The organism is Salinivibrio sp. YCSC6, assembly GCF_004916735.1.
Lineage (GTDB): Bacteria > Pseudomonadota > Gammaproteobacteria > Enterobacterales > Vibrionaceae > Salinivibrio > Salinivibrio proteolyticus.
This window is the reverse complement of sequence record NZ_CP039516.1, coordinates 389,392-414,753: the sequence shown is the minus strand read 5'-3', so window position 1 is coordinate 414,753 and position 25,362 is coordinate 389,392. Positions and strand designations below refer to the sequence as shown.

26 protein-coding genes are annotated in these 25,362 nt (G+C 50.9%); 19 read left to right on the top strand and 7 right to left on the bottom strand.

The window, feature by feature from the left end; translation table 11 throughout:
* The first annotated feature begins 52 nt into the window (after nucleotides 1–52).
* Nucleotides 53–640 (top strand): LysE/ArgO family amino acid transporter, encoded by a 588-nt coding sequence (locus E8E00_RS01855; RefSeq protein WP_096631513.1) that lies wholly within the window; start codon nucleotides 53–55, stop codon nucleotides 638–640.
* Nucleotides 641–690: 50 nt separating this feature from the next.
* On the opposite strand, the gene E8E00_RS01850 is transcribed toward E8E00_RS01855, so the two are convergent.
* The 5 genes from E8E00_RS01850 to E8E00_RS01830 all read right to left on the bottom strand — a co-directional run bounded on the left by E8E00_RS01850 (nucleotide 691) and on the right by E8E00_RS01830 (nucleotide 7,362).
* Nucleotides 691–1,548 (bottom strand): mechanosensitive ion channel domain-containing protein, encoded by an 858-nt coding sequence (locus E8E00_RS01850; RefSeq protein ID WP_096629910.1) that lies wholly within the window; start codon nucleotides 1,546–1,548, stop codon nucleotides 691–693.
* A 180-nt stretch (nucleotides 1,549–1,728) separates the two neighbouring features.
* Entirely contained in the window at nucleotides 1,729–2,805 is a 1,077-nt protein-coding gene (fbaA, locus tag E8E00_RS01845) for a class II fructose-bisphosphate aldolase (protein ID WP_096629913.1), read from the bottom strand.
* Between the two features lie 154 nt (nucleotides 2,806–2,959).
* Complete coding sequence (locus tag E8E00_RS01840) at nucleotides 2,960–4,126, bottom strand: phosphoglycerate kinase (RefSeq protein WP_077457402.1); 1,167 nt, start codon at nucleotides 4,124–4,126, stop codon at nucleotides 2,960–2,962.
* 65 nt (nucleotides 4,127–4,191) lie between these two features.
* Complete coding sequence (gene epd / locus E8E00_RS01835; RefSeq protein ID WP_077640949.1) at nucleotides 4,192–5,208, bottom strand: erythrose-4-phosphate dehydrogenase; 1,017 nt, start codon at nucleotides 5,206–5,208, stop codon at nucleotides 4,192–4,194.
* A gap of 198 nt (nucleotides 5,209–5,406) precedes the next feature.
* Nucleotides 5,407–7,362: a ligand-gated channel protein gene (locus tag E8E00_RS01830; protein ID WP_096629916.1), complete on the bottom strand. Its 1,956-nt coding sequence runs from the start codon at nucleotides 7,360–7,362 to the stop codon at nucleotides 5,407–5,409.
* Between the two features lie 171 nt (nucleotides 7,363–7,533).
* Between E8E00_RS01830 and E8E00_RS01825 the strand changes: the two genes are divergently transcribed.
* The 7 genes from E8E00_RS01825 (at nucleotide 7,534) to ruvX (ending at nucleotide 13,341) form a co-directional block, all read left to right on the top strand.
* Entirely contained in the window at nucleotides 7,534–8,472 is a 939-nt protein-coding gene (locus E8E00_RS01825; RefSeq protein WP_096629919.1) for a LysR family transcriptional regulator, read from the top strand.
* A 175-nt stretch (nucleotides 8,473–8,647) separates the two neighbouring features.
* Complete coding sequence (gene metK / locus E8E00_RS01820) at nucleotides 8,648–9,802, top strand: methionine adenosyltransferase (RefSeq protein ID WP_069591183.1); 1,155 nt, start codon at nucleotides 8,648–8,650, stop codon at nucleotides 9,800–9,802.
* 140 nt (nucleotides 9,803–9,942) lie between these two features.
* A complete protein-coding gene (locus E8E00_RS01815; RefSeq protein WP_096629922.1) occupies nucleotides 9,943–10,446 on the top strand; it encodes a SprT family zinc-dependent metalloprotease in 504 nt (167 codons plus the stop codon).
* 114 nt (nucleotides 10,447–10,560) lie between these two features.
* Nucleotides 10,561–11,292, top strand: coding sequence for a 16S rRNA (uracil(1498)-N(3))-methyltransferase (gene rsmE, locus E8E00_RS17110; protein ID WP_069591180.1), 732 nt, complete (start codon nucleotides 10,561–10,563; stop codon nucleotides 11,290–11,292).
* Between the two features lie 21 nt (nucleotides 11,293–11,313).
* Nucleotides 11,314–12,258, top strand: coding sequence for a glutathione synthase (gene gshB, locus E8E00_RS17105; RefSeq protein WP_096629925.1), 945 nt, complete (start codon nucleotides 11,314–11,316; stop codon nucleotides 12,256–12,258).
* A gap of 91 nt (nucleotides 12,259–12,349) precedes the next feature.
* Nucleotides 12,350–12,916 (top strand): YqgE/AlgH family protein, encoded by a 567-nt coding sequence (locus E8E00_RS01805; RefSeq protein WP_069591178.1) that lies wholly within the window; start codon nucleotides 12,350–12,352, stop codon nucleotides 12,914–12,916.
* Nucleotides 12,913–13,341 (top strand): Holliday junction resolvase RuvX, encoded by a 429-nt coding sequence (gene ruvX, locus E8E00_RS01800; RefSeq protein ID WP_069591176.1) that lies wholly within the window; start codon nucleotides 12,913–12,915, stop codon nucleotides 13,339–13,341. The genes E8E00_RS01805 and ruvX overlap by 4 nt, the downstream gene beginning before the upstream one ends.
* Here ruvX and E8E00_RS01795 read toward each other — a convergent pair.
* Both E8E00_RS01795 and E8E00_RS01790 read right to left on the bottom strand, forming a co-directional pair.
* Nucleotides 13,338–14,456 carry a PilT/PilU family type 4a pilus ATPase gene (locus E8E00_RS01795; protein ID WP_096629928.1) on the bottom strand — a complete coding sequence of 373 codons (1,119 nt, stop codon included), beginning with the start codon at nucleotides 14,454–14,456 and terminating at the stop codon, nucleotides 13,338–13,340. The genes ruvX and E8E00_RS01795 overlap by 4 nt on opposite strands.
* 8 nt (nucleotides 14,457–14,464) lie before the next feature.
* A complete protein-coding gene (locus E8E00_RS01790) occupies nucleotides 14,465–15,490 on the bottom strand; it encodes a type IV pilus twitching motility protein PilT (RefSeq protein ID WP_069591174.1) in 1,026 nt (341 codons plus the stop codon).
* Between the two features lie 23 nt (nucleotides 15,491–15,513).
* Between E8E00_RS01790 and E8E00_RS01785 the strand changes: the two genes are divergently transcribed.
* The 11 genes from E8E00_RS01785 to E8E00_RS01735 all read left to right on the top strand — a co-directional run bounded on the left by E8E00_RS01785 (nucleotide 15,514) and on the right by E8E00_RS01735 (nucleotide 25,303).
* On the top strand, nucleotides 15,514–16,215 hold the full coding sequence (locus tag E8E00_RS01785; protein WP_096629931.1) for a YggS family pyridoxal phosphate-dependent enzyme: 702 nt from the start codon (nucleotides 15,514–15,516) through the stop codon (nucleotides 16,213–16,215).
* An 84-nt stretch (nucleotides 16,216–16,299) separates the two neighbouring features.
* Nucleotides 16,300–17,118, top strand: coding sequence for a pyrroline-5-carboxylate reductase (gene proC / locus E8E00_RS01780; protein WP_077457418.1), 819 nt, complete (start codon nucleotides 16,300–16,302; stop codon nucleotides 17,116–17,118).
* Between the two features lie 16 nt (nucleotides 17,119–17,134).
* Complete coding sequence (locus tag E8E00_RS01775) at nucleotides 17,135–17,689, top strand: YggT family protein (protein WP_077677951.1); 555 nt, start codon at nucleotides 17,135–17,137, stop codon at nucleotides 17,687–17,689.
* Complete coding sequence (locus tag E8E00_RS01770) at nucleotides 17,689–17,985, top strand: DUF167 family protein (protein WP_096629934.1); 297 nt, start codon at nucleotides 17,689–17,691, stop codon at nucleotides 17,983–17,985. Before E8E00_RS01775 ends, E8E00_RS01770 begins: the two co-directional genes overlap by 1 nt.
* 61 nt (nucleotides 17,986–18,046) lie before the next feature.
* The gene (locus E8E00_RS01765) at nucleotides 18,047–18,487 is read left to right on the top strand and encodes a DUF4426 domain-containing protein (protein ID WP_069591168.1); all 441 of its coding nucleotides are present in this window, start codon (nucleotides 18,047–18,049) and stop codon (nucleotides 18,485–18,487) included.
* A gap of 28 nt (nucleotides 18,488–18,515) precedes the next feature.
* Nucleotides 18,516–19,112, top strand: a complete 597-nt coding sequence (gene rdgB, locus E8E00_RS01760) for an RdgB/HAM1 family non-canonical purine NTP pyrophosphatase (protein ID WP_096629937.1) — start codon at nucleotides 18,516–18,518, stop codon at nucleotides 19,110–19,112.
* 2 nt (nucleotides 19,113–19,114) lie between these two features.
* Complete coding sequence (gene hemW / locus E8E00_RS01755) at nucleotides 19,115–20,272, top strand: radical SAM family heme chaperone HemW (protein ID WP_096629940.1); 1,158 nt, start codon at nucleotides 19,115–19,117, stop codon at nucleotides 20,270–20,272.
* A gap of 100 nt (nucleotides 20,273–20,372) precedes the next feature.
* Nucleotides 20,373–21,458, top strand: coding sequence for an AI-2E family transporter (locus tag E8E00_RS01750; RefSeq protein WP_077457424.1), 1,086 nt, complete (start codon nucleotides 20,373–20,375; stop codon nucleotides 21,456–21,458).
* Between the two features lie 104 nt (nucleotides 21,459–21,562).
* A complete protein-coding gene (gene rsmC / locus E8E00_RS01745) occupies nucleotides 21,563–22,591 on the top strand; it encodes a 16S rRNA (guanine(1207)-N(2))-methyltransferase RsmC (protein ID WP_205907407.1) in 1,029 nt (342 codons plus the stop codon).
* Nucleotides 22,592–22,766: 175 nt separating this feature from the next.
* Nucleotides 22,767–24,341, top strand: coding sequence for a HAMP domain-containing protein (locus E8E00_RS01740; RefSeq protein ID WP_096629948.1), 1,575 nt, complete (start codon nucleotides 22,767–22,769; stop codon nucleotides 24,339–24,341).
* A gap of 59 nt (nucleotides 24,342–24,400) precedes the next feature.
* The gene (locus E8E00_RS01735; RefSeq protein WP_096629951.1) at nucleotides 24,401–25,303 is read left to right on the top strand and encodes a LysR substrate-binding domain-containing protein; all 903 of its coding nucleotides are present in this window, start codon (nucleotides 24,401–24,403) and stop codon (nucleotides 25,301–25,303) included.
* Nucleotides 25,304–25,362 lie beyond the last annotated feature (59 nt).

Below are 25,362 nucleotides of genomic sequence, written 5' to 3'. Positions count from 1 at the left end.
AACCGTGAGTAGTTTTTTTGTGGCACTCCAAGGCTTGGGGCTAAGCCTAACCATGATTATTCCTATCGGCGCACAGAATGCCTACGTGATTAACCAAGGGATCAGCCGTGAACATCATATGACCACCGCTTCCATTTGCTTTTTGTGCGATATCATACTGATTTCAAGTGGTATTTTTGGCGGAGGCGCACTACTGGCTAGCTATCCGGTGTTGCTCAACACCATTACATTAGCCGGCATCGCATTTTTAACTATGTATGCATGGCAATTTATTCAAAATGCTCGCCAGCCTGTCGAGAACGATGTGTCCACGCCCACGATGAGCCGAGGTCGACGTGCCGTGATTATCGGCGCACTAGCCGTGACGCTACTCAATCCACATGTCTATTTAGATACAGTCGTTGTCCTAGGTGCCATTGGGGGACAGTTTGCCTTTGATGAGCGTGTTGCCTTTACGGTGGGCGCATTACTCGGCTCTTGCTTATGGTTTTATGGCTTATCCGCAGGGGCGGCGCGCTTATCTCCTTGGCTATCTACCCCGTCGATTCGCCGCCTGCTCGATATCTTAATGGCCAGTATGATGCTTTTTGTCGCGATAAAACTCGCTTTAGGTTTATACACGCGCCTCGTCGCAGGATAAAAAAACGGCACCCATTGGGTGCCGTTTGATGATCAACGTTAAAGCGCAAGTTATTCACTCAAATCACCGCGGTTGATATGTACACTCATCTGCGGGAATGGGATCTCAATATTGTGCTCGTCCAAAGCTTCTTTCATCGACTGCAGCAGCTCGTAATACACGCTCCAATAGTCGCTGGTTTTCACCCAAGGGCGAACCACAAAATTCACGGATGAGTCCGCCAGCGTCATGACACCAATTGTCGGTGCAGGATCTTTCATAACCAGAGGATGATTGGTCACCACCTCGGTTAAAATGGCTTTGGTCTTTTTCAGATCCGCGTTGTAAGACACGCCAATGGTGTAGTCAATACGACGTGTCGCATGTTTAGAGTAGTTGGTGATTGGACTACTGATCACCGAGCCATTCGGCACCACCACCATCTTATTGTCAGGCGTGGTCAATACTGTGGAGAAAATTTGAATCGACTCGACCGAACCGGCAACGCCTGCCAATTCGACGTAATCACCTGATTTAAATGGACGAAAGGTAACAATTAAGACACCAGCAGCAAAGTTGGCTAGTGATCCTTGCAAGGCCAAGCCTACCGCTAAACCTGCCGCACCGAGAATCGCGATGACAGACGCGGTTTGTACCCCAATCCGGCTGAGCGCGGCAATCAATACAATGATAAAGAGCAGATAACGCACCAAGCCGTGAATAAACTCCACCACCGCGTTATCCATTTGACGCTTACGCATCACCGCAGCCAGTGAATTGGCCAAGCCTTTCACCACGAAGTTACCGATAATTAGGATCAGTAACGCAGACAAGATGTTCACGCCATACTGGATCAATAGATCTTGGTGATCGACAAACCATGTTTGCGCAAACTTAGCGCCTTCTACTACCGCGTTTTCCTCACTCATTCCCTTGTCCCTCTTTTTGGACCATCAATGATAACGCTATGCTAACAGGCTTTGGCCTACTTGTGTCTAGCTTTGTAGCACGAAACTGAGACAGTTATAGGCGACGTGTCCGAAGTGGTACCCAATCAGGTATAAAAAAACCCGCCAAACGGCGGGTTTTGATGACCGGAGAAACGATACTTACAGTACGTCAATCGCGTTAAGGTCAGAGAATGCTTGCTCGAGACGGGCAACCATAGATTCTTGACCTTTGCGTAGCCATACGCGTGGGTCATAGAATTTTTTGTTTGGTTGGTCATCGCCTTTCGGGTTACCGATTTGGCCTTGCAGATAGGCTTCGTTCTCTTGGTAGTATTGACGAATACCGTTCCAGGTTGCCCACTGGGTATCGGTGTCGATGTTCATTTTGATCACACCGTAACCGATAGACTCTTCGATCTCTGCTTGTGAAGAACCCGAACCACCGTGGAATACGAAGTTCAGTGCGTTTGGTGCTAGACCGAATTTCTCTGCACAGTAAGCTTGAGAATCGCGCAGGATGGTTGGTTTTAGAACCACGTTACCTGGCTTGTAAACGCCGTGTACGTTACCGAATGAAGCGGCGATGGTGAAACGGTGGCTAACTGCAGACAGTTTCTCGTACGCGTAGGCAACTTCTTCTGGCTTGGTGTAAAGATCGGCGGTATCAACATCGCTGTTGTCCACGCCATCTTCTTCACCACCGGTGATGCCCAGTTCGATTTCCAGCGTCATACCCATTTTGTCCATGCGCGCTAGGTACTTAGCACAGATTTCCATGTTCTCTTCCAGTGACTCTTCAGACAGGTCAATCATGTGAGAAGAGAACAAAGGTTTACCGTGTTCTTTGTAGAAAGCTTCACCGGCGTCTAGCAGACCATCAATCCATGGCAGCAATTTTTTCGCCGCGTGGTCAGTGTGCATGATCACAGGCACACCATAGACTTCAGCCATCGCGTGTACATATTTTGCACCCGCTACTGCGCCTTTGATTTGAGCTTCTTGACCGTCTAGCTTCAGGCCTTTACCTGGGAAGAAGCCAGCACCGCCGTTTGAGAACTGGATAACAACCGGTGCTTTTACTTTTGCAGCGGCTTCCATCACAGCGTTGATAGAGTCAGTGTTCACCACGTTGACTGCTGGCAGCGCAAATTTGTTCTCTTTGGCGACTTTAAATACTTTCTGAACGTCATCGCCCCAGATAACGCCAGGTTTTACAAAATCAAAAACTTTAGACATGGCTCTCGTCCTATTAACTCGGGTTGTCTTTGCTTAAACTTCGTGAAGGTGCCACAGCACCTTAACTAGAAATGGTGCAATCGTTTACGACTCGGCCTATTGTAGTCAAACGAATGCGAAAACGGGAGACATCGCTCCCGTTTTATCACGTCAATTACGCGTCTTTGGCACGTGCTTCTAGCATTTCTACCGCTGGTAGTGGTTTGCCCTCAACAAACTCGAGGAACGCACCGCCACCTGTGGAAATGTATGATACGTCAGCTTTGATGCCAAACTTATCGATGGCAGCCAAGGTGTCACCGCCACCGGCGACAGAGAAGCCTTCTGACTCAGCAATCGCTTGTGAAATACCCTTAGTGCCCGCTTCAAAGTTCTTGAATTCAAACACGCCTACAGGGCCATTCCACAGGATGGTTTTGGCATTTTTCAGAATGTCAGCCAGTGCTTGGGTAGATTCTGGGCCTAGGTCGAAGATCATGTCATCGTCTTGCACGTCTTCAACACGCTTGATCTCAGCTTCTGCGTTTTCATCAAACGCTTTGGCACACGCCACATCTGTTGCCACTGGAATATGACACTCTTCCATCAGTGATTTCGCAGTCTCGACCAAGTCTGCTTCGTAAAGAGACTTGCCTACATTGTGACCGGCTGCAGCGATAAAGGTGTTGGCGATACCGCCACCGACAACGAGCTGATCCGCCACGGTTGACAGAGATTTCAGCACAGTCAATTTGGTCGATACTTTTGAACCACCCACAATCGCCACCATTGGGCGCGCAGGGTTGTCCATCGCTTTACCCAGTGCGTCTAGCTCGTTCGCCAGTAGTGGACCTGCACAGGCAATCGGTGCATGCATACCCACGCCGTGAGTCGAAGCTTGCGCACGGTGTGCAGTACCAAATGCGTCCATCACAAACACATCACACAAAGCAGCGTATTGTTTTGATAAAGCTTCGTCGTTCTTTTTCTCGCCTTTGTTAAAGCGTACGTTTTCCAGAACCACCAGCTCACCGGCATTAAGCTCAAGACCATTCAGGTAGTCTTTGGCCAAGCTAACCTTGCAATCCAATGCATCGTCAAGGTAGTTCACAACAGGCTGTAGCGAGAATTTGTCTTCAGGCTGGCCTTCTTCAGGACGGCCAAGGTGAGAGGTCACCATCACTTTCGCACCTGCCGCCAGGCAGTGCTTGATGGTTGGTAGTGACGCCAAAATACGCGCGTCAGATGTGACTTTGCCATCTTTCACTGGCACGTTGAGGTCTGCACGGATAAAGACACGCTTTCCGGCAAGATCCAAGTCGGTCATCTTAATTACAGACATAAGGTCCTCTCTATAAGGTTGCAAATTGAAACTGACTTAATCAGGGCGATACCCCCACTTGCTGGCTACTGCGTTGTCGCTGCCATGGCAAGGGTGGTATCCAACATTCGGTTGGCAAAACCCCACTCGTTGTCACACCAAACCAGCGTTTTAATCAGCTGATGGTTACTCACCCGCGTTTGTGACCCATCGACAATGGCGCTGTGTGAGTCATGGTTGAAGTCAATCGACACCAAGGGCGCTTCGGTATAATCCAGGATACCGTCTAATGTACATCGAGATGCGGTTTGCAGAGCTTGATTTACGTCATTAACTTTCACTTTAGTACGTACAGTGACACTTAAATCCATCGCTGTCACGTTTATCGTCGGTACTCGGACCGAGATCGCCTCAAACTTGTCAGAAAATTTCGGAAAAATCCTACCAATCCCGACATGTAATTTGGTGTCTACCGGAATAATAGACTGACTTGCCGCACGTGTGCGACGCAGATCGGTATGGTAGGCATCGATCACTTGTTGATCATTCATCGACGAGTGAATCGTGGTAATAGTGCCTGACTCAATGCCAAAGTGCTCATCCAGCGCTTTAATCACAGGCACAATGCAGTTGGTGGTACAAGAACCGTTTGAGACGATACGATCATCGCTGGTTAGTGCTTCGTGATTCACACCAAAAATAACCGTACGATCGACATCTTGGCTGGCGGGATGGGAAAACAGTACTTTTTTCGCCCCCGCGGCAATGTGAGCCTCACCATCGGCGCGCGTGCCGAATGTACCGGTACAGTCGAGCACAATATCGACATCAAGGTCGCGCCAAGGCAAAAGGTGGAGTTCGGATAAGTGAAGAAGACGAATGCTGTCAGTAGCAACGAACAGATGTTCTTGATTGAAAGACACCGGCCACCCGAAACGCCCATGGCTGGAGTCATACTGCAGCAGGTGGGCCATCGCTTCTGGTTCCGCGAGTTCATTGATCGCCACCACTTGGATGCGATCCTGTTTGCCGCTTTCATACAAGGCGCGCAATACACTGCGACCTATGCGACCAAATCCATTAATTGCGACTCTTAGTGTCATGTCCATCGGTGCTCGTTTGACAACGCCGCCCAGTGTATCTCAAGCACGTAAAAGACGCACGTCTTATGTGAGGCCAATCACGTGCCTGATCACTCTATCCCATCCAAAAACGCCCGTTTGGCAACAGGCCAAAACGGGCGCGGCAGTGTTATCGCTGTCTCTATCCCGGATAAAAGAGACAGACAGGTCGGAGCTTCCTTAGAAGTGGATATTCATCCCTACCCAGTAGCGACGCTCATCGCTGATATAACCGTAGTCGTCATAGTCCAGCGATTTATCCAGCAGATTGTATATCGCCCCTTGCAACTCAATGGCATCGGTCAGTTGGTAGTTCGCCCCAGCATCCACCATGGTATACGCAGGTTCGATATTGCTGCGCGATGATGGGCCCGTTACCGGATCCATTTCTTTACCACGGTAAGTCACGCTCGCCCATGGGTTGAGTTTTTCGGTCGCTTGCCAATTCACTTCACCATGCGCTAGCGATGTCGGGATCTGGTTAAGTGGCTGCCCTTTATATTCACCGGTTTTTTGTTCCGAGTCGGTATAGGTGTAGCTGGCACTTACATCCACCGTATCACCGATGGGCACGAAAATACTCGCTTCCACCCCTTGGGTAACCGCTTCATCCACATTGACACGATAAGTTGGATCCGAGCCCCATTTGTTTGGTCCCGCAGTACATACGGTATCGGGGCACGTCACACGGGTGATCTTGTCTTTAAAGTCATTGTGGAACACACCAATCGACCCCGTGATGCCGTTATCCCCTTGATAGTTGAGGCTCAGCTCGGTATTCACGGATGTTTCAGGGTCAAGGTCGGGGTTACCGTAGATATTACCGCCACGGCTCACCTGGGCCCAGTTAGGCGTAATTTCGCGAAGCTGCGGAGACTTAAAGCCTGTCGCCACCCCACCTTTTAGTATCCAGTTATCAGTAACTTGATAAACCCCATACAGGCGAGGACTGGCGTGGTAATCGTAGTTTTCATCGTGATCCACACGAAGCCCTAAAGTCACACTCAACGGCTCCAAGACGCGCCATTCGTCCTCAACAAAAATCGCTGATTGCGTATTATCGATACTGGTCTTGGTCGACGCTTGGTTGGAGGTAAAATCTTCCAACTTCGCATAGACAACAGAGCCACCAACCGTCAGGGTATGCGCCTCGAAATCACGCACTAAACTGGTTTTAAATTCGGTATTTTCGATGGTCATTTCGCGGCTTTTATTCCGACTCTGCTCGTATTGCAAATGGCTGTCAGACCATCCCCAGTCCCAATTCCCTTTGTGGCTGACGGCTATCGACTGACGCCGATATTCATTATTGCTGTTCTCACAGCTGCCGCGACAAAGGCTATCGTCACTCGGTACGGAGCGGCCGACATGACCACGGCGATCTTGTGCGTTGACGCCGAGGTCAAGCTCCCAACGGTGCAAATCATTATGATCGTAAGTCAAGGTGGTGGATAAAGAGCGTAATGACTTATCTTCATAGCCGTACTGGATATCATCTTCTTGGCGCTGCGTGTTTTGACCCGTCAGTTTCAATCCTACCTTGTCACTTAACATGCCTGATAGGTAAAAGTTCGCGCTTTGCTCATCGCCCGATGCGCGGTTTTCTTGCATCACGGTGCTCAGCTGCACGTTACCGTGCCAATCTTGTTCACCACGACGCGTAATAATATTGATAACCCCCCCAATCGCATCCGAGCCATACAGGGTTGACATAGGGCCACGAATGACCTCAATGCGTTCAATCGCTTGCAGCGGTGGCAGCCACCCCTGCTCAATACCCGGGCCGTCACTGTTAGGGCGCGTTTCACGGCTTGAGGTTCGTCGGCCATCCACCAAAATCAGGGTATATTTTGAAGCCATGCCGCGAATACTGATGTCCGTCGTATCACCACCGCCAGTCACCACCACACCCGGTACCCGTTTTAATGCGTCGGTCACATCACGATAGTAACGCCCTTCTAACTGATCTCGGCTGATCACACTAATACTGGCAGGTGCTTTGGCAGTCACCTGCTCAAACCCAGAGGCGGTGATCACCATGGTTTCCGTGTTGGCTGCCTCAGCGGCAAAAAGTGAGGCTATAGGCATTCCCGCTAATACCATCCCAACCACAACGGGACGAAGACGACTAGACATATCTTACTCCATTATTTGATAATAATTATCATTTGATTAGTGAGAATTATTCATATTAGAGTAAGGAAACCCAGCCCTAAAACTGGAACAACTTGTTCCAGTTTTAGAACGTGAAATAAGCAAGCATTTATTTCATCTTACTGATAAAAAAGGAAAATAGGATAAGGAAGTATGCAGGACCTTGCCGCTATCCGTGCGTTCGATGCCCTTTGCCGCCATCAAAGCTTGACCGCAGCGGCTGACGCACTCCACCAGCCCAAATCGACCATTAGTCGGCGGCTGGCACAATTAGAAAGTGACCTTGGCCAAGCGTTAACCCAACGGCAGGGAAATCGGTTGGTACTCACTAAAGCCGGCGAAACCTTTTCGCGCTATTGCTCGCAAATTTTGGCCCTGGCTGAGGAAAGCCAAGAAGCCATTCACGGTCTGAATAATGAGCTAAAAGGGCCGATTGAAGTCATTTGCCATCCGGCGCTCATGCGTGGCTGGGCTGGTCCTTTACTGAATCATTTTTTAACCGAGCATCCCAAAGTGTCCATCACCTTAACCAGTGAGCTGAGTGCACAGCGTATCCAAGCGGCTGACATTGTTATCTGGGCCGACGATGTGATGCTCCCCAGCAATTGTCGCACCCAAACACTGGGTCACTGGCACTACGGCATTTACGCCTCGCCCGCGTATGTTCAGGCACATGGTCCGTTTTCACACCCCTCCGCATTAGATGATCAAGCTTGGCTGGATGTGTTTGCGTTGCGCCGACGTGGACTCACACTGTTTCATTCCCATCAGGCTCCCTATCATTTGAGCGCGCTTCCCAGCCGGTTTAACTGCGATATGGTTGCGATTCAAATCGATGCGATTGCCAACGGACAAGGTGTGGGCCTGCTACCCACATGGAATGCTGAAGGGTATCAGACGCATCATCCAGACAAGATTATCCGCTGTTTGCCACAATGGCAGTCGGCCGCGGTACCGATTCGATTATATAGCGCCTCGGGGCGACTGCCTTTGCGCATAGAAACACTGGTGGAGCGATTTATCACTCGCGCTCCCAAAGCGTGGACAGATGCTCAGATGGCCGATGATGTTATGCCTGTAGCTGTCGAATAACGCCTGTCTGCGCAATCGTTTGCTATACCTAGATAGATAGCGCTATGCATCAACTTGCTTGCGTTTGTCACAATTACGAATAGAATAGACGTCTAGAAGTTAAAACATCTGAGATGATCGGCGATCGATTTCGCCTCGTATCGTCGGTATTCTTGATAAACAATGAGAGTGTCACATGGCTAAGCACCTGTTTACTTCAGAGTCTGTCTCTGAAGGCCATCCAGATAAAATCGCAGACCAAATTTCAGACGCCGTTTTGGATGCAATTCTTGAGCAAGATCCAAAAGCGCGCGTTGCCTGCGAAACCTATGTAAAAACCGGCATGGTAATGGTCGGCGGCGAGATCACCACCTCAGCGTGGGTCGATATTGAAGAGCTGACACGCCAAACGGTTCGCGACATTGGCTATGTGCACTCAGACATGGGCTTTGATGCCAACTCGTGCGCGGTGCTCAACACCATTGGTAAGCAGTCGCCAGATATTAACCAAGGTGTTGACCGTGCCGATCCCAAAGATCAAGGCGCAGGCGACCAAGGCATTATGTTTGGTTACGCAACCAACGAAACCAATGTCCTTATGCCTGCCCCGATCACTTACTCGCACCGTTTGGTCGAGCGCCAAGCGCAAGCGCGTAAAGATGGCACCCTAGATTGGTTGCGTCCAGACGCCAAAAGTCAGGTCACTTTTGCGTACGACAACGGCAAGATCGTCGGCATCGATGCGGTTGTGCTTTCTACTCAGCATTGCGACAGCGTCTCTACCGAGACCCTACGTGAAGCGGTGATGGAAGAGATTATCAAGCCTGTTCTTCCTGCCGAATGGCTGACCAAAGAAACCAAGTACTTCATCAACCCAACCGGTCGTTTCGTAATTGGTGGCCCAATGGGCGACTGTGGTCTTACTGGCCGTAAAATTATCGTCGATACCTACGGCGGTGCAGCCCGTCACGGTGGTGGTGCATTCTCCGGTAAAGATCCATCGAAAGTTGACCGCTCAGCCGCCTATGCGGCACGCTATGTGGCGAAAAACATTGTCGCTGCCGGTCTGGCGGACCGCTGTGAAATCCAATTGTCTTACGCGATTGGTGTCGCCGAGCCGACTTCTATCATGGTCGAAACCTTCGGTACCGAAAAAGTGGCCCCTGAAATCATCATCAAGGCGGTGCGTGAAAACTTCGACTTGCGCCCATACGGTCTGCAGGAAATGCTTGATCTGCTACAACCGATTTATAAGCAAACCGCCGCGTATGGTCACTTTGGTCGTGATATTTTCCCTTGGGAAAAAACCGACAAAGCCGAGCTATTGCGCGAATTTGCTAAACTTGGTTAATCTTGGGCTAACGCTCATTGTGCGCAAAGAAAGGAAGGGAAGCAGCGGCTTCCCTTTTTTAATCACCCAGGTGTGATACGTGTTAAATGACGCATGTTACATGACCCCAAGACGTTAACTCGAGTGAGGTAACGATTGCCATGCCCGCAGTCTCTGAACCACTGGCTGATGCCGTTTTTGAACGGGTACGCGAGTGCATTGACACCGCCAACCACCAGCTCGGTATTCAACTGACTTATCCCGACACTAGCCTGTCGCTGCGGGGACGTGCCGCCGGCACGGCGCATCCCAGCCAATGGCGGTTGCGTTTTAATCCCGTGCTGCTTCAACAGTCTCCTCACGTGTTTTTTGAGGAAGTGATCCCGCATGAAGTCTGTCACCTCGTCACCTTCGCATTGTATGGACGCGTTAAGCCTCACGGCTCACAATGGCGTACCTTGATGGAAACCGTGTTTCAGGCACCAGCCAACACCACCCATCAACTCGATATTACCGCCGTTAAAGGCAAAACGTTTGCCTATGCGTGCCACTGCGGGGAAGTGGCCTTGACCGTACGGCGCCACAATAAAGTGCAACGCGGTGAGGCGAGCTACCGATGTAAACGCTGTCACCAAACGCTGATGCCGGTGTCTGCCGTACTCTAGTCGCGTTTTTCTCGTCTTGGTTTTTTTCGTGTCTGTCCCCATATCAACACAAGCCTCCCAGTCACAGAACAGCGTGTTACACTGGCAACTTATTGATCACGGAACTCAAGCATTATGCGTATTCCTCGAATTTATCACCCAGACCCTTTGCCATCGCAAGGCGATGTGACGCTCACCGACGATGCAGCCAATCACATTGGACGCGTATTGCGCATGCAGCCAGGCCAAGCCGTGCTGCTTTTTGATGGCAGTGGCGCTCAGTTTCCCGCCACTTTAAGCGATGTCACTAAAAAACAGGTGTCCGTGACCATCAGTGCACGAGACGATCACAGTGTAGAATCGCCACTTGACCTCGAGCTTGGACAAGTGATCTCGCGCGGCGAGAAAATGGAGTTCACCATTCAAAAATCGGTCGAACTGGGCGTCAATGTGATCACTCCGCTGATATCAGCGCGGTGCGGCGTGAAGCTCAATGCAGAACGACTCGAGAAAAAACGCCAACAATGGCAAAAGATCGCCATTGGCGCCTGCGAACAAAGCGGCCGTAATCGCGTCCCAGAAGTTCGTCCTGTGATGATGTTGGAGGCGTGGAGCCAAGAAGCCTTTGCCGGACTGAAGCTCAACCTACATCCTCGCGCCCCGTATTCCATTAATACGCTGCCAGAACGTCCATCGAAGCTACGCTTGTTGATAGGCCCCGAAGGGGGACTGTCCGATGAAGAAATCGCTATGACGCGCGATTGTGACTTTAAAGAAATTTTACTCGGCCCCCGCGTATTGCGGACTGAAACCGCCGCACTGACGGCCATTACCGCTTTGCAGGTTCGTTTCGGTGATTTGGGTTAGTTGGCGAACAGGAGAATCAAGATGAAAATTGGTGTAGTGATGGATCCGATCTCGGCCATCAATGTAAAAAAAGATTCCACGTTTGCCATGATGTTGGCAGCACAAAAACGCGGTTGGGAAGTGCATTATATCAACATGGATGATATGTCGATGTTGCAAGGTGCGCCGTACGCGAAAACCCATCAAGTCTCGCTACAAGACGATCCGAACGATTGGTATCAAATTACCCACACTCAAACACAGCCACTGAGTGCGTTTGATGCCATCCTGATGCGTAAAGATCCTCCGTTTGATACCGAATACATTTACGCGACCTATATGCTCGAGCGTGCCGAGCAGGCGGGAGTATTGATTGTTAACAAACCGCAGAGCTTGCGCGATTGCAATGAAAAGCTGTATACCGCCTGGTTCCCAGAACACACTCCGACCACATTAGTGACCCGTCGTGCCGACGAGATCAAAGCATTCCAAGCCGAACATGGCGATGTGATTTTAAAACCGCTCGATGGCATGGGCGGCGCATCTATCTTTCGAGTCAAACAAGGCGATCCGAACCTGTCGGTAATTATTGAAACCCTGACCGAGCACGGCAGCCGTTTTTGCATGGCGCAAACTTTCGTGCCTGATATCAGCAATGGCGATAAACGTATCTTAGTGGTCGATGGTGAGCCGGTGCCGTACTGCTTGGCGCGTATTCCTGCCGATGGCGAAACACGTGGTAACCTTGCCGCTGGTGGACGTGGTGAAGCCCGCCCCTTATCCCCTACCGATTGGGGGATTGCGCGCGCGGTTGCGCCAACACTTAAAGAGAAAGGCTTAATTTTTGTCGGCCTTGATGTCATTGGCGACAAGCTGACTGAAATCAACGTCACCAGCCCCACCTGCATCCGCGAAATTGATGCAGCGTATGATATCTCGATTGGTGATTTGCTGATGGATGCTATTGCAACACGTTGCCAAGGGTAAGTCAGTGGGCGCATATAATGCGCCTATTTTCACCTAACTTTGTTTTTTTAGCGCATACTCAAAGTACGCGCCTCAACGGGAGAACGGCGATATGAATCTGAAAAATCATTTTTTAGTCGCAATGCCAAGCATGACCGATAGCCGTTTTCAACATGGTGTGATTTACGTGTGTGAGCATAACGATGACGGCGCGATGGGATTGATGATCAATCAGCCTATCAATATCTCGGTGGGCAAAATGCTCGACCAAATCGAGGTTGAGCGCCAGCTTCCGCTCTCACAAGCCAAAGATAGCCTGGCGCAACCCGTACTGTTTGGTGGCCCAGTGTCGGAAGATCGCGGCTTTGTGCTCCACCGTGCAGATCGAAGCTTTGGCACGAGCATCCCACTGTCTGATGATCTTGCGGTCACTACTTCCAAAGACATACTGTCTATTTTGGGGACCGATGAGCAGCCCGACCAATTTATTGTCGCGCTCGGCTATGCCGGGTGGGAGCCCGGGCAGCTTGAGCTGGAGTTAGCCGAAAACAGCTGGTTAACCTTGGAAGCCGATCCCAAAGTGATTTTTGACACTCCCCTTAGTGAGCGTTGGCAAAAAGCCCTTGATCAACTGGGGATCAACGCGGCGAATTTATCTTCAGAAATAGGACACGCATGACTTCACACACCGTGCTTGGGTTTGATTATGGCGTCAAAAGTATTGGCGTTGCGATCGGTCAATCGTTAACGGGAACTGCACGCCCTCTATGTGCATTAAAAGCCCGCGATGGGATCCCCAATTGGGAAGAGATCGCGTCATTACTCAAAGAGTGGCAACCCGATGTTTTGGTGGTCGGCTTGCCACTTGACTTGAATGGCGAACCACTAGAGACCATCACCCCGCGCGCCCGCAAGTTTGCCAACCGTCTGCATGGGCGTTTTGGTTATCCTGTCGAGCTGCACGACGAACGGCTTTCAACCCGAGAAGCCCGTGCAGCATTGTTTGAACGTGGTGGCTATAAGGCGCTACAAAAAGGCGCGGTCGATGCACAATCTGCGGTGGTGATTATCGAAAGTTGGTTTGAACGCCAATACGCCGATTAATCCAGCGAGCCCGCTCTTTCAATCCGTACATGATCCAGTGCGCTGCCCGGCGCACTGTGCTTAGCACCGGTTTTGATCATCAACTTTAATTCATTGGCCGAGTCGGCATGTCGCAGCGCCTCATCCTCGCTGATACTCCCTTGTACATAAAGCGCATACAGCGATTGATCAAAGGTCTGCATACCAAAATGCTCCCCGCTCAACATGGCTTTTTTCAACGCGTGTAGTTCACCATTACGGATAAGCTCTGCCACATGCGCGTTATTGATCAATAATTCAAAGGCACCATGCCGCCCAACCCCATTCACACCCGGTACCAATTGTTGAGCGATAACACCTTTTAAGTTCATCGACAAATCAAACAAAAAGGTCTCTCGCTGTGCTTTAGGCATCAAGTGTAATGCCCGCTCCAGTGCTTGATAGGCGTTATTCGCATGTAAGGTGGCCAAGCAAAGATGGCCCGTTTCCGCAAACTGAAGCGCGAAGTTCATGGTTTCTGGCGTTCGTATTTCACCAATTACCACCATATCTGGCGCTTGCCTGAGCGCATTTTTTAGCGCTGTTTCATAATCCTGGGTATCGATACCAATTTCGCGTTGGCTGACAATGCATTGCTGATGCTCATGAACAAATTCAATCGGATCTTCAACCGTTAGGATATGGCCTTGCCCATAGTGATTACGAAACCCCATCATCGCTGCCATGGTTGTCGACTTACCCGACCCCGTCGCCCCAACCACTAAGACCAAGCCTCGCTTTTGCATCGCAAGCTCTTCGAGCACCACTGGGGTGCCTAACGATGACAAACGCGGAATCTCGGTTTCTATGCGGCGGATCACCATACTGGGCATATCACGCTGCCAATAAGCACTGATCCGAAAACGCCCAACACTGCGTTTTACCGCAAAGTTCGCTTCCCGCGTGGTAATAAATTGCTGCTTTTGTTCCTCGTTCATCGCACTGTTCAACATGACGTTGATTGCCGCCAACGACAACGGCGAAGACAGAGGTTTTAAGCGTCCATCCACCCGTAACATCACAGGCGCATCCACAGAAATATACGCATCCGAGGCGGTGTGCTCTTGCATCGCCACCAGCACACTACTAAGTTTCATGCTTCCTCCTAAAGCGCACGTAATACGCGATCGCGTTGTTCAGGCGCGATCGTCCCTTGTCCGACTAAATCGGCCAGTGCTTGCTCCATGGTTTGCATCCCTTGATTGGAGCCGGTTTGAATCATCGACACCATTTGCGCCACCTTATCCTCACGGATGAGGTTACGAATCGCTGGGCTTGCGATCATGATTTCATGCGCGGCCACGCGCCCACCTTGCGCTGTTTTTATCAGCTGCTGAGACACAACCGCCCGCAGTGAGGCTGAAAGCATCGAGCGGACCAGCGGCTTATCACTGCCGGGAAAGACATCAATAATACGGTCGACTGTTTTTGCGGCGCTTGAGGTATGCAAGGTGCCGAATACCAGATGTCCAGTTTCCGCCGCCGTTAACGCCAAACTAATGGTATCGAGATCTCGCAGCTCTCCTACCAAAATCACATCGGGATCTTCACGCAACGCCGAACGCAGCGCTTGTTGAAACGATAAGGTATCGCGCTTCACTTCACGCTGATTAATCAAACTTTGTTGCGGGTGATGGATAAACTCAATCGGGTCTTCGATGGTAAGAATATGCTTAGGTGCGTGGCGGTTAATGTGATCAACCATGGCCGCCAATGTGGTGGACTTCCCCGAGCCCGTCGGGCCGGTGACCAACACTAATCCATTTGAGAGCCGAGCAAAATCCGCAAAAATCTCGGGGGCATGGAGATCCGCCAAACTAGGGACTGTCTCGGGGATCACCCGAAATACCGCCGCGCAGCCGTGTTGCTGATGAAATGCATTAACCCGAAAACGTCCCACAGACTGCATATGAAATGAAAAATCCACTTCCAACTGCGCTTGAAATTCACGCTGCTGGTTATCATTCATCACATCCAAGACCAATTGATTGACCTCTTGATGGCTCAACGCTGGCAAACTCAACTTGCGCACATCGCCATCTACCCGCACCATAGGCGCCACTCCCGCGGAAAGATGTAGATCTGACGCATTATGTTTTACACTAAAGGCCAATAGCTCAGTGATATCCATTCATTTTCCTCGCAGAATCAAGTATGTGTAGTATCAAGAAAAACATTAAACAGGTCATGGAACACATAGACCGCGCAACGCAAAAATGCGGCCGACCCGAAGGTTCGGTGCAATTGCTTGCGGTGAGTAAAACCAAGCCCATCGAAGCCATCGCAGAAGCGTTGGCGGCAGGACAACACGCGTTTGGTGAAAACTACGTACAAGAAGGCGTGGAAAAAGTGCAGCATTTTGCTCAGCATGCCGCACATTCCGCATTGGAATGGCACTTTATTGGCCCCATTCAGTCCAACAAAACGCGTCAAATTGCCGAGCACTTTGATTGGGTGCATTCGGTGGACCGCTTAAAAGTCGCTAAACGTTTGAGTGAGCAACGCCCCGCACATTTACCCGCCCTGAATGTGTTGGTGCAAGTGAATACCAGCGGGGAAATGTCAAAATCAGGGGTCGCGTTTGAGGAGGCCGAAGCGCTGGTTGAGGCGATAGCTCAGTTACCGAATCTCACCGTAAGGGGGTTGATGTCGATTCCTCAACCTGAAACCGACTATGCCCAACAATGTGCCGCTTTCGCCCCTTTGGCTGACATGTTTTCAGCATTAAAAGCAAAGTACGAGAGTGTCGATACGCTATCAATGGGGATGAGCGGCGACATGGAAGCAGCGATTGCATCCGGCAGCACCATGGTACGAATTGGGACTGCGGTATTTGGGGCGCGAGAAAAACGCTAACGCGCAGCGAGAAAAAGAAAATAGAACGACACGTGACGTGCTGGTTATCAGCATCAGGTACCACCAACAATAGGAACGTCATTCATGGAACATCGCGCACTGACTTTTATTGGCGCAGGGAACATGGCTCGCTCCATTATCGCGGGCTTAATTCAATCGGGCTACCCAGCCTCAGCGATCACGGCGGCGTCACCAAGTGCCTCGCCGAATAGCGGCTTGCAGGCCGAGTTGGGTATTCAGACCACCGCCGATAATCTTGCCGCATGCCAAGGGGCTGAGGTGGTGGTATTAGCGGTCAAGCCACAGCTGATGGCGCAAGTGCTCGCCTCGCTGACTGACGTCGATTGGCAAAACAAATTAGTGATTTCGATCGCCGCAGGGATCCATGCCGATCGCTTGATGGCGATGGCAGGCACAAAACTCAACCTCGTTCGTGTGATGCCCAATACCCCCTCTTTAGTTGGACAAGGGATGAGTGGCCTTTACGCCGTCCCTACCGTGTCGAATGAGGATCGTGATTATGCGGGCGCACTCATGCAAGCTGTCGGTGAGATCTGCTGGGTCAACCAAGAATCTGACATCAATGGCGTGATTGCGGCAGCCGGCAGCGCACCCGCGTATTTCTTCCGATTTATGGAAGCCATGCAGCAAGAAGCGATGCAGCAAGGCTTTGACGACCACACCGCACGTCGTTTGGTGCAACAAGCGGCGCTTGGTGCTGCGCAAATGGTGGTAGCCAACCCAGATATCGGATTAGGCACTCTGCGCGAACAGGTGACCTCCAAAGGAGGCACAACCGCTGAAGCATTGCGTGTGTTTGACGAAAACCGGATCGGTGATATTGTCGCGCAAGCCATGCAAGCGGCAGTTAGCCGTGCCGAACAAATGGAAAAAGAATTTTAATCACTAAGGCGACGATATGAATGCAATGACCTTTCTGATCAACACCGCGTTTGATCTTTACATCATGGTGGTGCTGTTGCGCGTTTGGCTACAATTAGCCCGCGCCGACTTCTATAATCCTTTCTCCCAGTTTGTGGTGAAAGCAACCCAGCCTGTTGTCGGACCGCTACGCCGTCTGATCCCATCACTGGGCAGCTTAGATCTCGCTACCGTGCTTTTTGGCTACCTGTTAATGGTCGCGAAGTTTGCCGTACTCGATCTGGTGGCGGGTAATCCATTGACGCTAAGTGGTGGCATGTTTATTTTCTCCGCCATCGCACTCCTAAAAGCCGCCGGGAAGCTGCTGTTCTGGGTGCTGATTCTGCGCGCCATTCTCAGCTGGGTCAGCCAAGGGAATAATCCGGTTGAATACGTGTTCCACCAACTGACTGAGCCCGTGTGTGCGCCGGTACGTCGCGTCATCCCACCGATTGGCGGGCTCGATTTAAGCATCTTGGTGGTGTTTATTGCGTTACAGTTTATCAATATGCTGATTGGCGATTTTCTCGGCCCAGTGTGGTACGCGCTGTAATGCCCGTCCGTGTTGATACTGAGACAGGCGCAATCACATTGCGCCTGTACGTACAACCCAAAGCAAGCCGAGACCAGTGTCTGGGCCAGCATGGCGATGCGCTTAAGATCGCCATCACAGCACCACCGACAGATGGCAAAGCCAATGCCTATTTATGCCGCTGGCTTGCCAAGCAGTGTAAGATCGCAAAAAGCAATGTGACAGTGACCCACGGGTTAACAAATCGACACAAGCAAGTGCAGATTGATGCGCCCCAACAGCTTCCTGATTGGCTAACCCCGTATCTTCCCCACTGATCACTCATCGTCAATTATCCGTATTCAGGCGAGGCGACTCGCACGACAACAAGGAAGAATTATGCGTACATTTACGGTAATGCTGGTCAGTTTTCTGAGTCTATTCTCGCTGTCAGCGTGGTCAGGACAATACAAAGAGGTGGGTGAGCTCGAAGTGCACTACAACACGATTTCGACGACCTTTTTAACCCCAGAGATCGCAAAGCAGTACGACATCACGCGAAGTGGCTACCGCGGACTAGTGAATATCGCCGTGCTTGATAAAATGCAGCTCGGCAAACCGGCGGTCAGTGCGACCTTAACAGGAAGCGTGAAAAACCTCGTTGGCAACAGCCGTGAGCTAGACTTCAAGGAAATACGTGAAGGTGAGGCGATTTACTACATTGCTACCTTTGCGGCTGACGATGAAGAAACGTATCAGTTTCATATCGAGTTAAACGCCCAAGGCAACCGATCCGCCACCTTGGACTATCGCTACAAATTTTACGTTGATACCCCTTAATCGGGCTTTAAGCAAATAGGTACTATTCATGAACAAAGTTGTACTCGCCACCGGCAATGCTGGAAAAGTAAAAGAAATGGCTGGCTTACTCAGCGAGTTCGGTTTTGAGGTCTTGCCTCAGAGCGATTTTGCCGTCGAAGATGCCGATGAGACCGGAACCACGTTCATTGAAAATGCCATTATCAAAGCCCGTCATGCGGCAAAAATTACTGGCCTGCCCGCCATCGCAGACGACTCAGGTTTGGAGGTGGACTACCTCAATGGCGCGCCTGGGGTCTATTCTGCCCGGTATGCAGGTGAACAAGCGAGCGATAGCGACAATGTCCTCAAACTGCTAGACGCAATGAAAGACGCACCGGATGCGCAGCGTACCGCACGTTTCCATTGTGTGCTCGTGTATATGCGCCATGCCAATGATCCTACGCCTCTGGTATGCCATGGTGTATGGGAAGGCAAAATTGCCCACCGTCCTCAGGGTGACAATGGCTTTGGTTATGATCCTGTGTTCTTACCCCATGACCAACAGTGCACCGCCGCAGAAATGCCCGCATCAGAGAAAAAACAGCGCTCCCATCGCGGCCAAGCGCTCAATCACTTATTCAACGCGTTAAAAGCGGCCCAGTAAGCATGATCCCACTAAGTTTGTACGTACACATCCCGTGGTGTGTACAAAAATGCCCGTACTGCGACTTTAACTCTCATGCGCAAAAAGGGGTGATCCCTGAGTCGGACTATATCAGTGCATTGCTCGATGATCTTGATACCGACTTGGCCGCTTATCCTTCTGTTGCAGATCGGCCGCTGCATTCGATTTTTATTGGTGGTGGTACGCCAAGCTTGATGTCCCCCCCCGAAATTCAGCGCTTACTGGATGGTATCAAAGCGCGCCTAACGCCAAGCGCAAAGATGGAAGTGACCATGGAAGCGAACCCTGGCACGGTAGAAGCCGATAAGTTCATTGGCTACCGTCAAGCGGGCGTCAATCGAATCTCTATCGGTGTACAAAGCTTTTCTGCCGATAAACTCGAGCGCTTAGGGCGTATTCATGGTCCGGGAGAGGCCGAACGTGCCGCTCAGCTCGCACACCAAGCCGGATTGGATAGCTTTAACCTCGATTTGATGCATGGCTTACCCAATCAATCGGAGCAAGAGGCGCTGGCGGATCTTGAAAAGGCCATTGCACTCAATCCACCGCATTTGTCTTGGTATCAGTTAACCATCGAGCCTAACACCCAGTTTTACTCCAAACCGCCTACGCTGCCAGAAGAAGACATCCTTTGGGATATTTTTGACAAAGGCCATCAATTGCTCACAGACGCCGGCTATGTGCAGTATGAAACCTCGGCCTACAGCCTTGAGAACAAGCAATGCCAGCATAATCTCAACTACTGGCGGTTTGGCGACTATTTGGGGATTGGCTGCGGGGCGCATGGAAAACTGACCTTGCCAGATCAAGGTCAAGCACGGGTGTTGCGCACAGTCAAAGTCAAGCACCCGCGCGGCTACCTCGACCCGGAAAAGGCCTACCTAACCGATAGTCAATGGGTCAAACCCACAGAGCTGGCCTTTGAATTCTTTATGAATCGCTTCCGTTTATTGGAAGCTTGCCCCAAAGCTGAGTTTGTCCAGCGGACAGGCTTACCGCTATCGACACTCGATGCGCCAATGACAGAGGCGATTGAGCAAGGGTTAATCACAGACACCCGCTCACACTGGCAAATCACGTCAAAAGGAAAATTATTCTTAAACGATCTCTTGGCGATTTTTTTAGCTGACGCAGACTAATCTGTCTGTGGTAAGGTGCTCATAAATACGGCGGATCACCGATCCGCCTTCGTTTATCGAGGGCATCGCCCACCGACATTCAGCAAAAAAGGATACGCCTGTGAGCCCGTCATTTCGCGTCGAGCCCAAACACTGGACCCTGATTGCAGCGCTTATCGTTGCCACCTACGCGTGTTATCTGCTTATAGAACCCTATATTGGCGCCATTGTGCTGGCCTTCATCGTCTCGCTATTATTTTTTCCGGTGCATAACCGTATCGAGCAACGCTTGGGCGATCGCCCAAATACCGCCGCGGTGCTGTCCTGCGTGCTGCTAACCTTTATTATTATTATCCCGCTGACCTTAGTCGCCGCAGCCATCATCCAACAAGGTGTTAGCTTTTTTACCCAAAGTTATGACTGGTTGAATAATGGCGGCGCAAAATCCCTGATGAATAACCCGCAAGTTCAGGGTGCGCTCCACTTTTTCAATCAATGGCTGCCATTTGATTTGATTGACCCGCAAGAAACGGTGAAGAAACTCGCTGCTTGGATGTCGTCATTCAGTGGGCAAATGTTAGAATTCAGCTCCAAAGTACTTGGCGATGTGACCAACTTTTTCATCAACTTTATGCTGATGCTGTTTGTGCTCTTCTTTTTACTCCGAGATCACGAAAGCATCATTCAAACTCTGCGTCATGTGATCCCACTTTCTCGCAGCCAAGAAGATCAACTGCTCGATGAAGTCGAGAAAGTCGCCAAATCTGCCGTGTTAGGCTCATTTCTGACCGCACTCGCCCAAGGCGCAGCCGGTGGCCTAGCCATGTGGGCCGTGGGACTGCCCGCCCTATTCTGGGGAACCATGATGGCTTTCGCTTCCTTTATTCCCGTGGTGGGCACAGCACTTATATGGCTGCCGACCGTGGTGTATTTAGCCATCACGGGCGAATGGCAATGGGCGCTAGGGCTATTGATATGGAGCGTGGTGGTGGTCGGCTCGATTGATAACCTGCTACGCCCGTTTTTGATGCAGGGGAACTCGGGGATGAATACCTTGCTCATCTTCTTCTCTTTGCTTGGCGGCCTGCACCTATTTGGATTGATGGGACTGATTTATGGCCCTATCATCTTCTCGCTCACCCTCGTCCTCTTTCGCATGTATGAAATTGAGTTCGAGCGTTTCCTCGACCGCCAAGACAATGCCTAACCTGGCATAGGTTGGCCTAGTGCGCGCTTTGTGGGACAATCCGCTCCCCAGCGCGCACCTAATAAGCGCGTCGATTGTCACGTCTGAATCACGTAAAGAGAACGATCATGAGTTTAACGGCCCCGAGTGAAATTGCGCAGCGCCACCTGACGCTATTTGAAAACAAACATGTTCTATTGGCAGGTGAGCTAGAAGATGACTTTGCTCGGCAACTCCTCGCACATGCAAAAAGTGTCTCTGTGTTTACCACGCATCACGGCTATGCAACGCGCATGGCTGGTACGGGTGTAACTGTGCACGCAGGTGCTGAGTATAATGATGAGCAGCCGGTGGACCTTGTGCTCTTTTATTGGCCCAAATCGAAAGCAGAAGCTGACTTTCTTCTCGCGATGCTCACCCATCGCCTCGGCGCCAACGTTGACTGGATAGTGGTAGGTGAAAACCGTAGTGGCGTCAAAAGCATCGAAAAACGTTTTGCGCCTTATGGCCACGTCACCAAACAAGACTCTGCGCGCCGGTGCAGCCTGTATTACGGCGAGTGCACGTCCCCAGCGCCTCAGTTTGAGTTAGCGGCATGGTTTAATGACTACCCGTTACAAATCGCAGAGATGACCCTCACGATCCGAGCACTCCCCGGCGTATTTAGCCAAAAAAGTTTAGATGACGGGACTGCTTTACTGCTGAAAAACCTCCCCGCTATGGAAGGGGATGTGATTGACGTCGGTTGTGGCGCTGGTGTCATTGGCACCGCATTGTTGGCGAGCAACACCAAGCTCGCACTGACGTTTGTCGATGTGAATCACTTAGCCGTTGCCTCGACACAAGCGACCCTTGAGGCCAATGGACTCAAAGGTTCTGTGTTGGTTTCAGACATGCTAAGTGCCGTCAGTGGACAGCAGTTTGATGCCATTATCAGCAATCCCCCATTCCATGAAGGGCTAGAGACACATTATCACGCCACCGAGTCGTTACTGGAAAGCGCCCCTCGTTATCTGCGCCGTCGCGGCCAACTGGTGATCGTCGCCAATAGCTTCTTACGTTACCCACCGCTTATTGAAAAAGGGTTTGGTCAGTGCGATACCCTCGCGAAAACACGTCGATTCGCAGTTTATCATGCGCAAAAATCGCGCTAGTTGCTGATAACACCATCAATCAGCGCACTAACACAGTTTTAAGGCTTGATACCTGACAGCAGGTCACAGTTTTAGCTCATCGGACGTGTTAGCGTTTACCCTCTCGCGGCTGCCTTTTGGCAGCCGCTTGCGATTCAAGCCCGCGTGATCAGGGAGAGGTACTCACAGCGTGCAAATGGATATGGGTTACTCAACGCGTCTTCAACGCCGCTTTATGTGGTGGTTTTTTAGCCTTAGCATTATTCCTGTGGTAATTCTGACCGGTTACTTTACATGGAGTCAGTCACAGCTGTTGATCACCCAAGCCCACCAACAGCTGGAGAACGAACGGGATCGCTACTATTTCACCATCAAAGAATATTTTCATGATCAGGTACGTGCCGTTGTTAACCTTGCAGACTCCGACTTGGCGATTAGCAGTGGTGGGCGCTTCTATGGCTTTCCGAATGCGTTCGCCCAATTAGGTGAAGACACGTCCCAAGCGCACCGACAGCTCATGCAAATCCTGCAGCAAAACGCAGGAACACACCTCAAGACCAACAACCAGAATTATCACCGCCTTTACCGACAGTTTAACCGTCAATACCAATCATGGATGGCAAGGTATGAGTTCAATAATGTGGCGATGTTTGACCGAAGCCAACACCTCGTTTTTGCCGTCAAAGCCACGCCACAGTTGCTCGCGGATACCAGGCTACACCAAGCCGTCACCCAACTATTAGATGCCCCACCTGAGCAACGCCCTAAGTGGGTACGCACTCACTTTGCTCCACAAGGTTCACGCACCATGCAAGCATGGTATCTCGCCCCTATTCTGAAACGCGGTCAGATCCAAAGTATTCTTGCGGTAAGTACCACGACGGACAACTTGTCCGCCATGCTACGCCAGCTTCAACGCCCTCATTCAGGCTTATGGCTTATTGATCAATCGCATCAGTCCTTACTCAGTGGCTGGGTACCCCGCTCAAGTCATGCCAAACTCGCTGTTTCCCCACCACAAGCGGCAATTATAAAAAGCTTAGAGGGTCAACAAGGAGTATTGTCACCCAACGACTATGCATTGATGCCACAACTGACCGCCTATCGTCCCGTCAGCATCGGCAACACGTCTTGGGCACTGATAACTTGCACCCCTAAGCAAAGCGCATATCAGCCGCTTTATCGCCTATATTCAATCAGTGTGACTTTGGTGATAGCCCTGATTGTATTACTGCTATTTATTGGACACTGGCTCTCCCATCGACTTGCTCTCCCTATGTTGCAACTGACTTGGTGCGCCGAGCAATTTGCAGCCGGTGAGCTTGACTATCCAGTGACGCATCGTCAACGCCAAGATGAAATCGGACGGCTTGCCACTGCCTTATCGCACTTGCAGCACCGCTTAAAAACGACGTGCTTTTCAACATCATTTCCCTCAACCAGTGAGCACACGCCTGCAATGCAGTCAGACAGCTTACATCACAGCTTAGTCATCGCGATGAACCTCGCGTTAGAGGCATGGGGCGGAGATAAAGTCGGTTTGGCCGAGCAAAGCGGTTTATGGCGCGTCTATTCCGACAAAGGTAGCCTGCAAACAAGAACCTTGGATAAATACCTGCACCTTGAAACGGTTCCCAAAACGCCGCGTTGGCGGAATGTGGTACGTAGTATCGATTTCGTTCTCCAGCATACGGACAGACAATCGCCTTACTACCAACCCTTAAAACAGGCCCAACAAGAAATCCAACATTGGATTACCGACCGTCGTTAACGTTGTCATTGATAGCAAGCGGTCTTATAGTGGCCCAAACCCTCAATCACTAGGTCTGAATGGCACTTTCACTTCCTCAATTGCGAGTGTTTTTACTTATCGTGCAAGAGGGCACGATCACCGCCGCCGCCAAGAAACTGTTTCTCAGTAAACCAGCGGTCAGCATGGCGCTTTCCGAGTTAGAAAGTCAGCTCGGTTACCCCTTGTTTGATCGACGCGGTAACCGACTCCATCTTAACGACCAAGGTGCTGCGTTGATCCCTAAAGCGGATGAATTGCTGACCCGCAGCGATGAGATTAGCGCGGCACTGAAAGACGACAGCCAGCTGATTGGCTGCCTACGATTAGGGGGAAGCGATACGGTGGGTAACCAGCTTTTGCCGGCACTGATCAGCGATTTTCGTCATGCAACCGCGCATCAACAACAAACATTAGTGATTGCAAACAGTCAAGAGATCATCGCTCGCCTACAACATTTCGAGCTGGATATCGGTTTAATAGAAGGTGAAATCCAACATCCTGATTTACTGCAAACACCTTGGCTAAGTGATCAGATGGCAGTGGTGTGTCACCCTGATCACCCACTTGTCAGTCAAGCGCCGTTAAGTGTTGGGGATCTCGACAATCAAACTTGGCTGATCCGCGAATCTGGCTCGGGCACACGCGAGCACTTTCTCTCACGCCTTGCTCCTCGCTTCGAGCGCTGGCACCTTTCTTTCGAGCTTAATACCACAGAAGCGATTTTAAACGCCGCGAGTGCCGGGTTAGGCTTGGCATATCTGTCTAAGCTCTCCGCGCAACACGCCATTGCCGACGGTCGAGTCGTTGCCCTCGAACTCCCTCTGCTATTATCCCGGCGCTATTGGCTCGTGCGTCACAAAGATAAATACCAGTCAGGTTTACTCACTCGCTTCTGGGATTTTTGCTTACACTGGCAACCTCAATCCCATTCTTCTACTTAACCAGCAGTCACCCAAGCGACAGATACAAAAAAGCCCCGACCATCAGGTCAGGGCTTGGT

Coding starts and splice junctions, on each gene's coding strand:
- E8E00_RS01815 (WP_096629922.1), top strand. CDS start 9,943: ATGCCCGCAGTCTCTGAACCACTGGCTGATGCCGTTTTTGAACGGGTA.
- hemW (WP_096629940.1), top strand. CDS start 19,115: ATGATCCCACTAAGTTTGTACGTACACATCCCGTGGTGTGTACAAAAA.
- E8E00_RS01850 (WP_096629910.1), bottom strand. CDS start 1,548: ATGAGTGAGGAAAACGCGGTAGTAGAAGGCGCTAAGTTTGCGCAAACA.
- fbaA (WP_096629913.1), bottom strand. CDS start 2,805: ATGTCTAAAGTTTTTGATTTTGTAAAACCTGGCGTTATCTGGGGCGAT.
- rdgB (WP_096629937.1), top strand. CDS start 18,516: ATGAACAAAGTTGTACTCGCCACCGGCAATGCTGGAAAAGTAAAAGAA.
- E8E00_RS01785 (WP_096629931.1), top strand. CDS start 15,514: ATGTGTAGTATCAAGAAAAACATTAAACAGGTCATGGAACACATAGAC.
- metK (WP_069591183.1), top strand. CDS start 8,648: ATGGCTAAGCACCTGTTTACTTCAGAGTCTGTCTCTGAAGGCCATCCA.
- E8E00_RS01830 (WP_096629916.1), bottom strand. CDS start 7,362: ATGTCTAGTCGTCTTCGTCCCGTTGTGGTTGGGATGGTATTAGCGGGA.
- E8E00_RS01790 (WP_069591174.1), bottom strand. CDS start 15,490: ATGGATATCACTGAGCTATTGGCCTTTAGTGTAAAACATAATGCGTCA.
- gshB (WP_096629925.1), top strand. CDS start 11,314: ATGAAAATTGGTGTAGTGATGGATCCGATCTCGGCCATCAATGTAAAA.
- E8E00_RS01770 (WP_096629934.1), top strand. CDS start 17,689: ATGCCCGTCCGTGTTGATACTGAGACAGGCGCAATCACATTGCGCCTG.
- E8E00_RS01855 (WP_096631513.1), top strand. CDS start 53: ATGATTATTCCTATCGGCGCACAGAATGCCTACGTGATTAACCAAGGG.
- E8E00_RS01795 (WP_096629928.1), bottom strand. CDS start 14,456: ATGAAACTTAGTAGTGTGCTGGTGGCGATGCAAGAGCACACCGCCTCG.
- E8E00_RS01805 (WP_069591178.1), top strand. CDS start 12,350: ATGAATCTGAAAAATCATTTTTTAGTCGCAATGCCAAGCATGACCGAT.
- E8E00_RS01840 (WP_077457402.1), bottom strand. CDS start 4,126: ATGTCTGTAATTAAGATGACCGACTTGGATCTTGCCGGAAAGCGTGTC.
- rsmE (WP_069591180.1), top strand. CDS start 10,561: ATGCGTATTCCTCGAATTTATCACCCAGACCCTTTGCCATCGCAAGGC.
- E8E00_RS01735 (WP_096629951.1), top strand. CDS start 24,401: ATGGCACTTTCACTTCCTCAATTGCGAGTGTTTTTACTTATCGTGCAA.
- E8E00_RS01825 (WP_096629919.1), top strand. CDS start 7,534: ATGCAGGACCTTGCCGCTATCCGTGCGTTCGATGCCCTTTGCCGCCAT.
- epd (WP_077640949.1), bottom strand. CDS start 5,208: ATGACACTAAGAGTCGCAATTAATGGATTTGGTCGCATAGGTCGCAGT.
- proC (WP_077457418.1), top strand. CDS start 16,300: ATGGAACATCGCGCACTGACTTTTATTGGCGCAGGGAACATGGCTCGC.
- E8E00_RS01775 (WP_077677951.1), top strand. CDS start 17,135: ATGAATGCAATGACCTTTCTGATCAACACCGCGTTTGATCTTTACATC.
- ruvX (WP_069591176.1), top strand. CDS start 12,913: ATGACTTCACACACCGTGCTTGGGTTTGATTATGGCGTCAAAAGTATT.
- E8E00_RS01765 (WP_069591168.1), top strand. CDS start 18,047: ATGCGTACATTTACGGTAATGCTGGTCAGTTTTCTGAGTCTATTCTCG.
- E8E00_RS01740 (WP_096629948.1), top strand. CDS start 22,767: ATGGATATGGGTTACTCAACGCGTCTTCAACGCCGCTTTATGTGGTGG.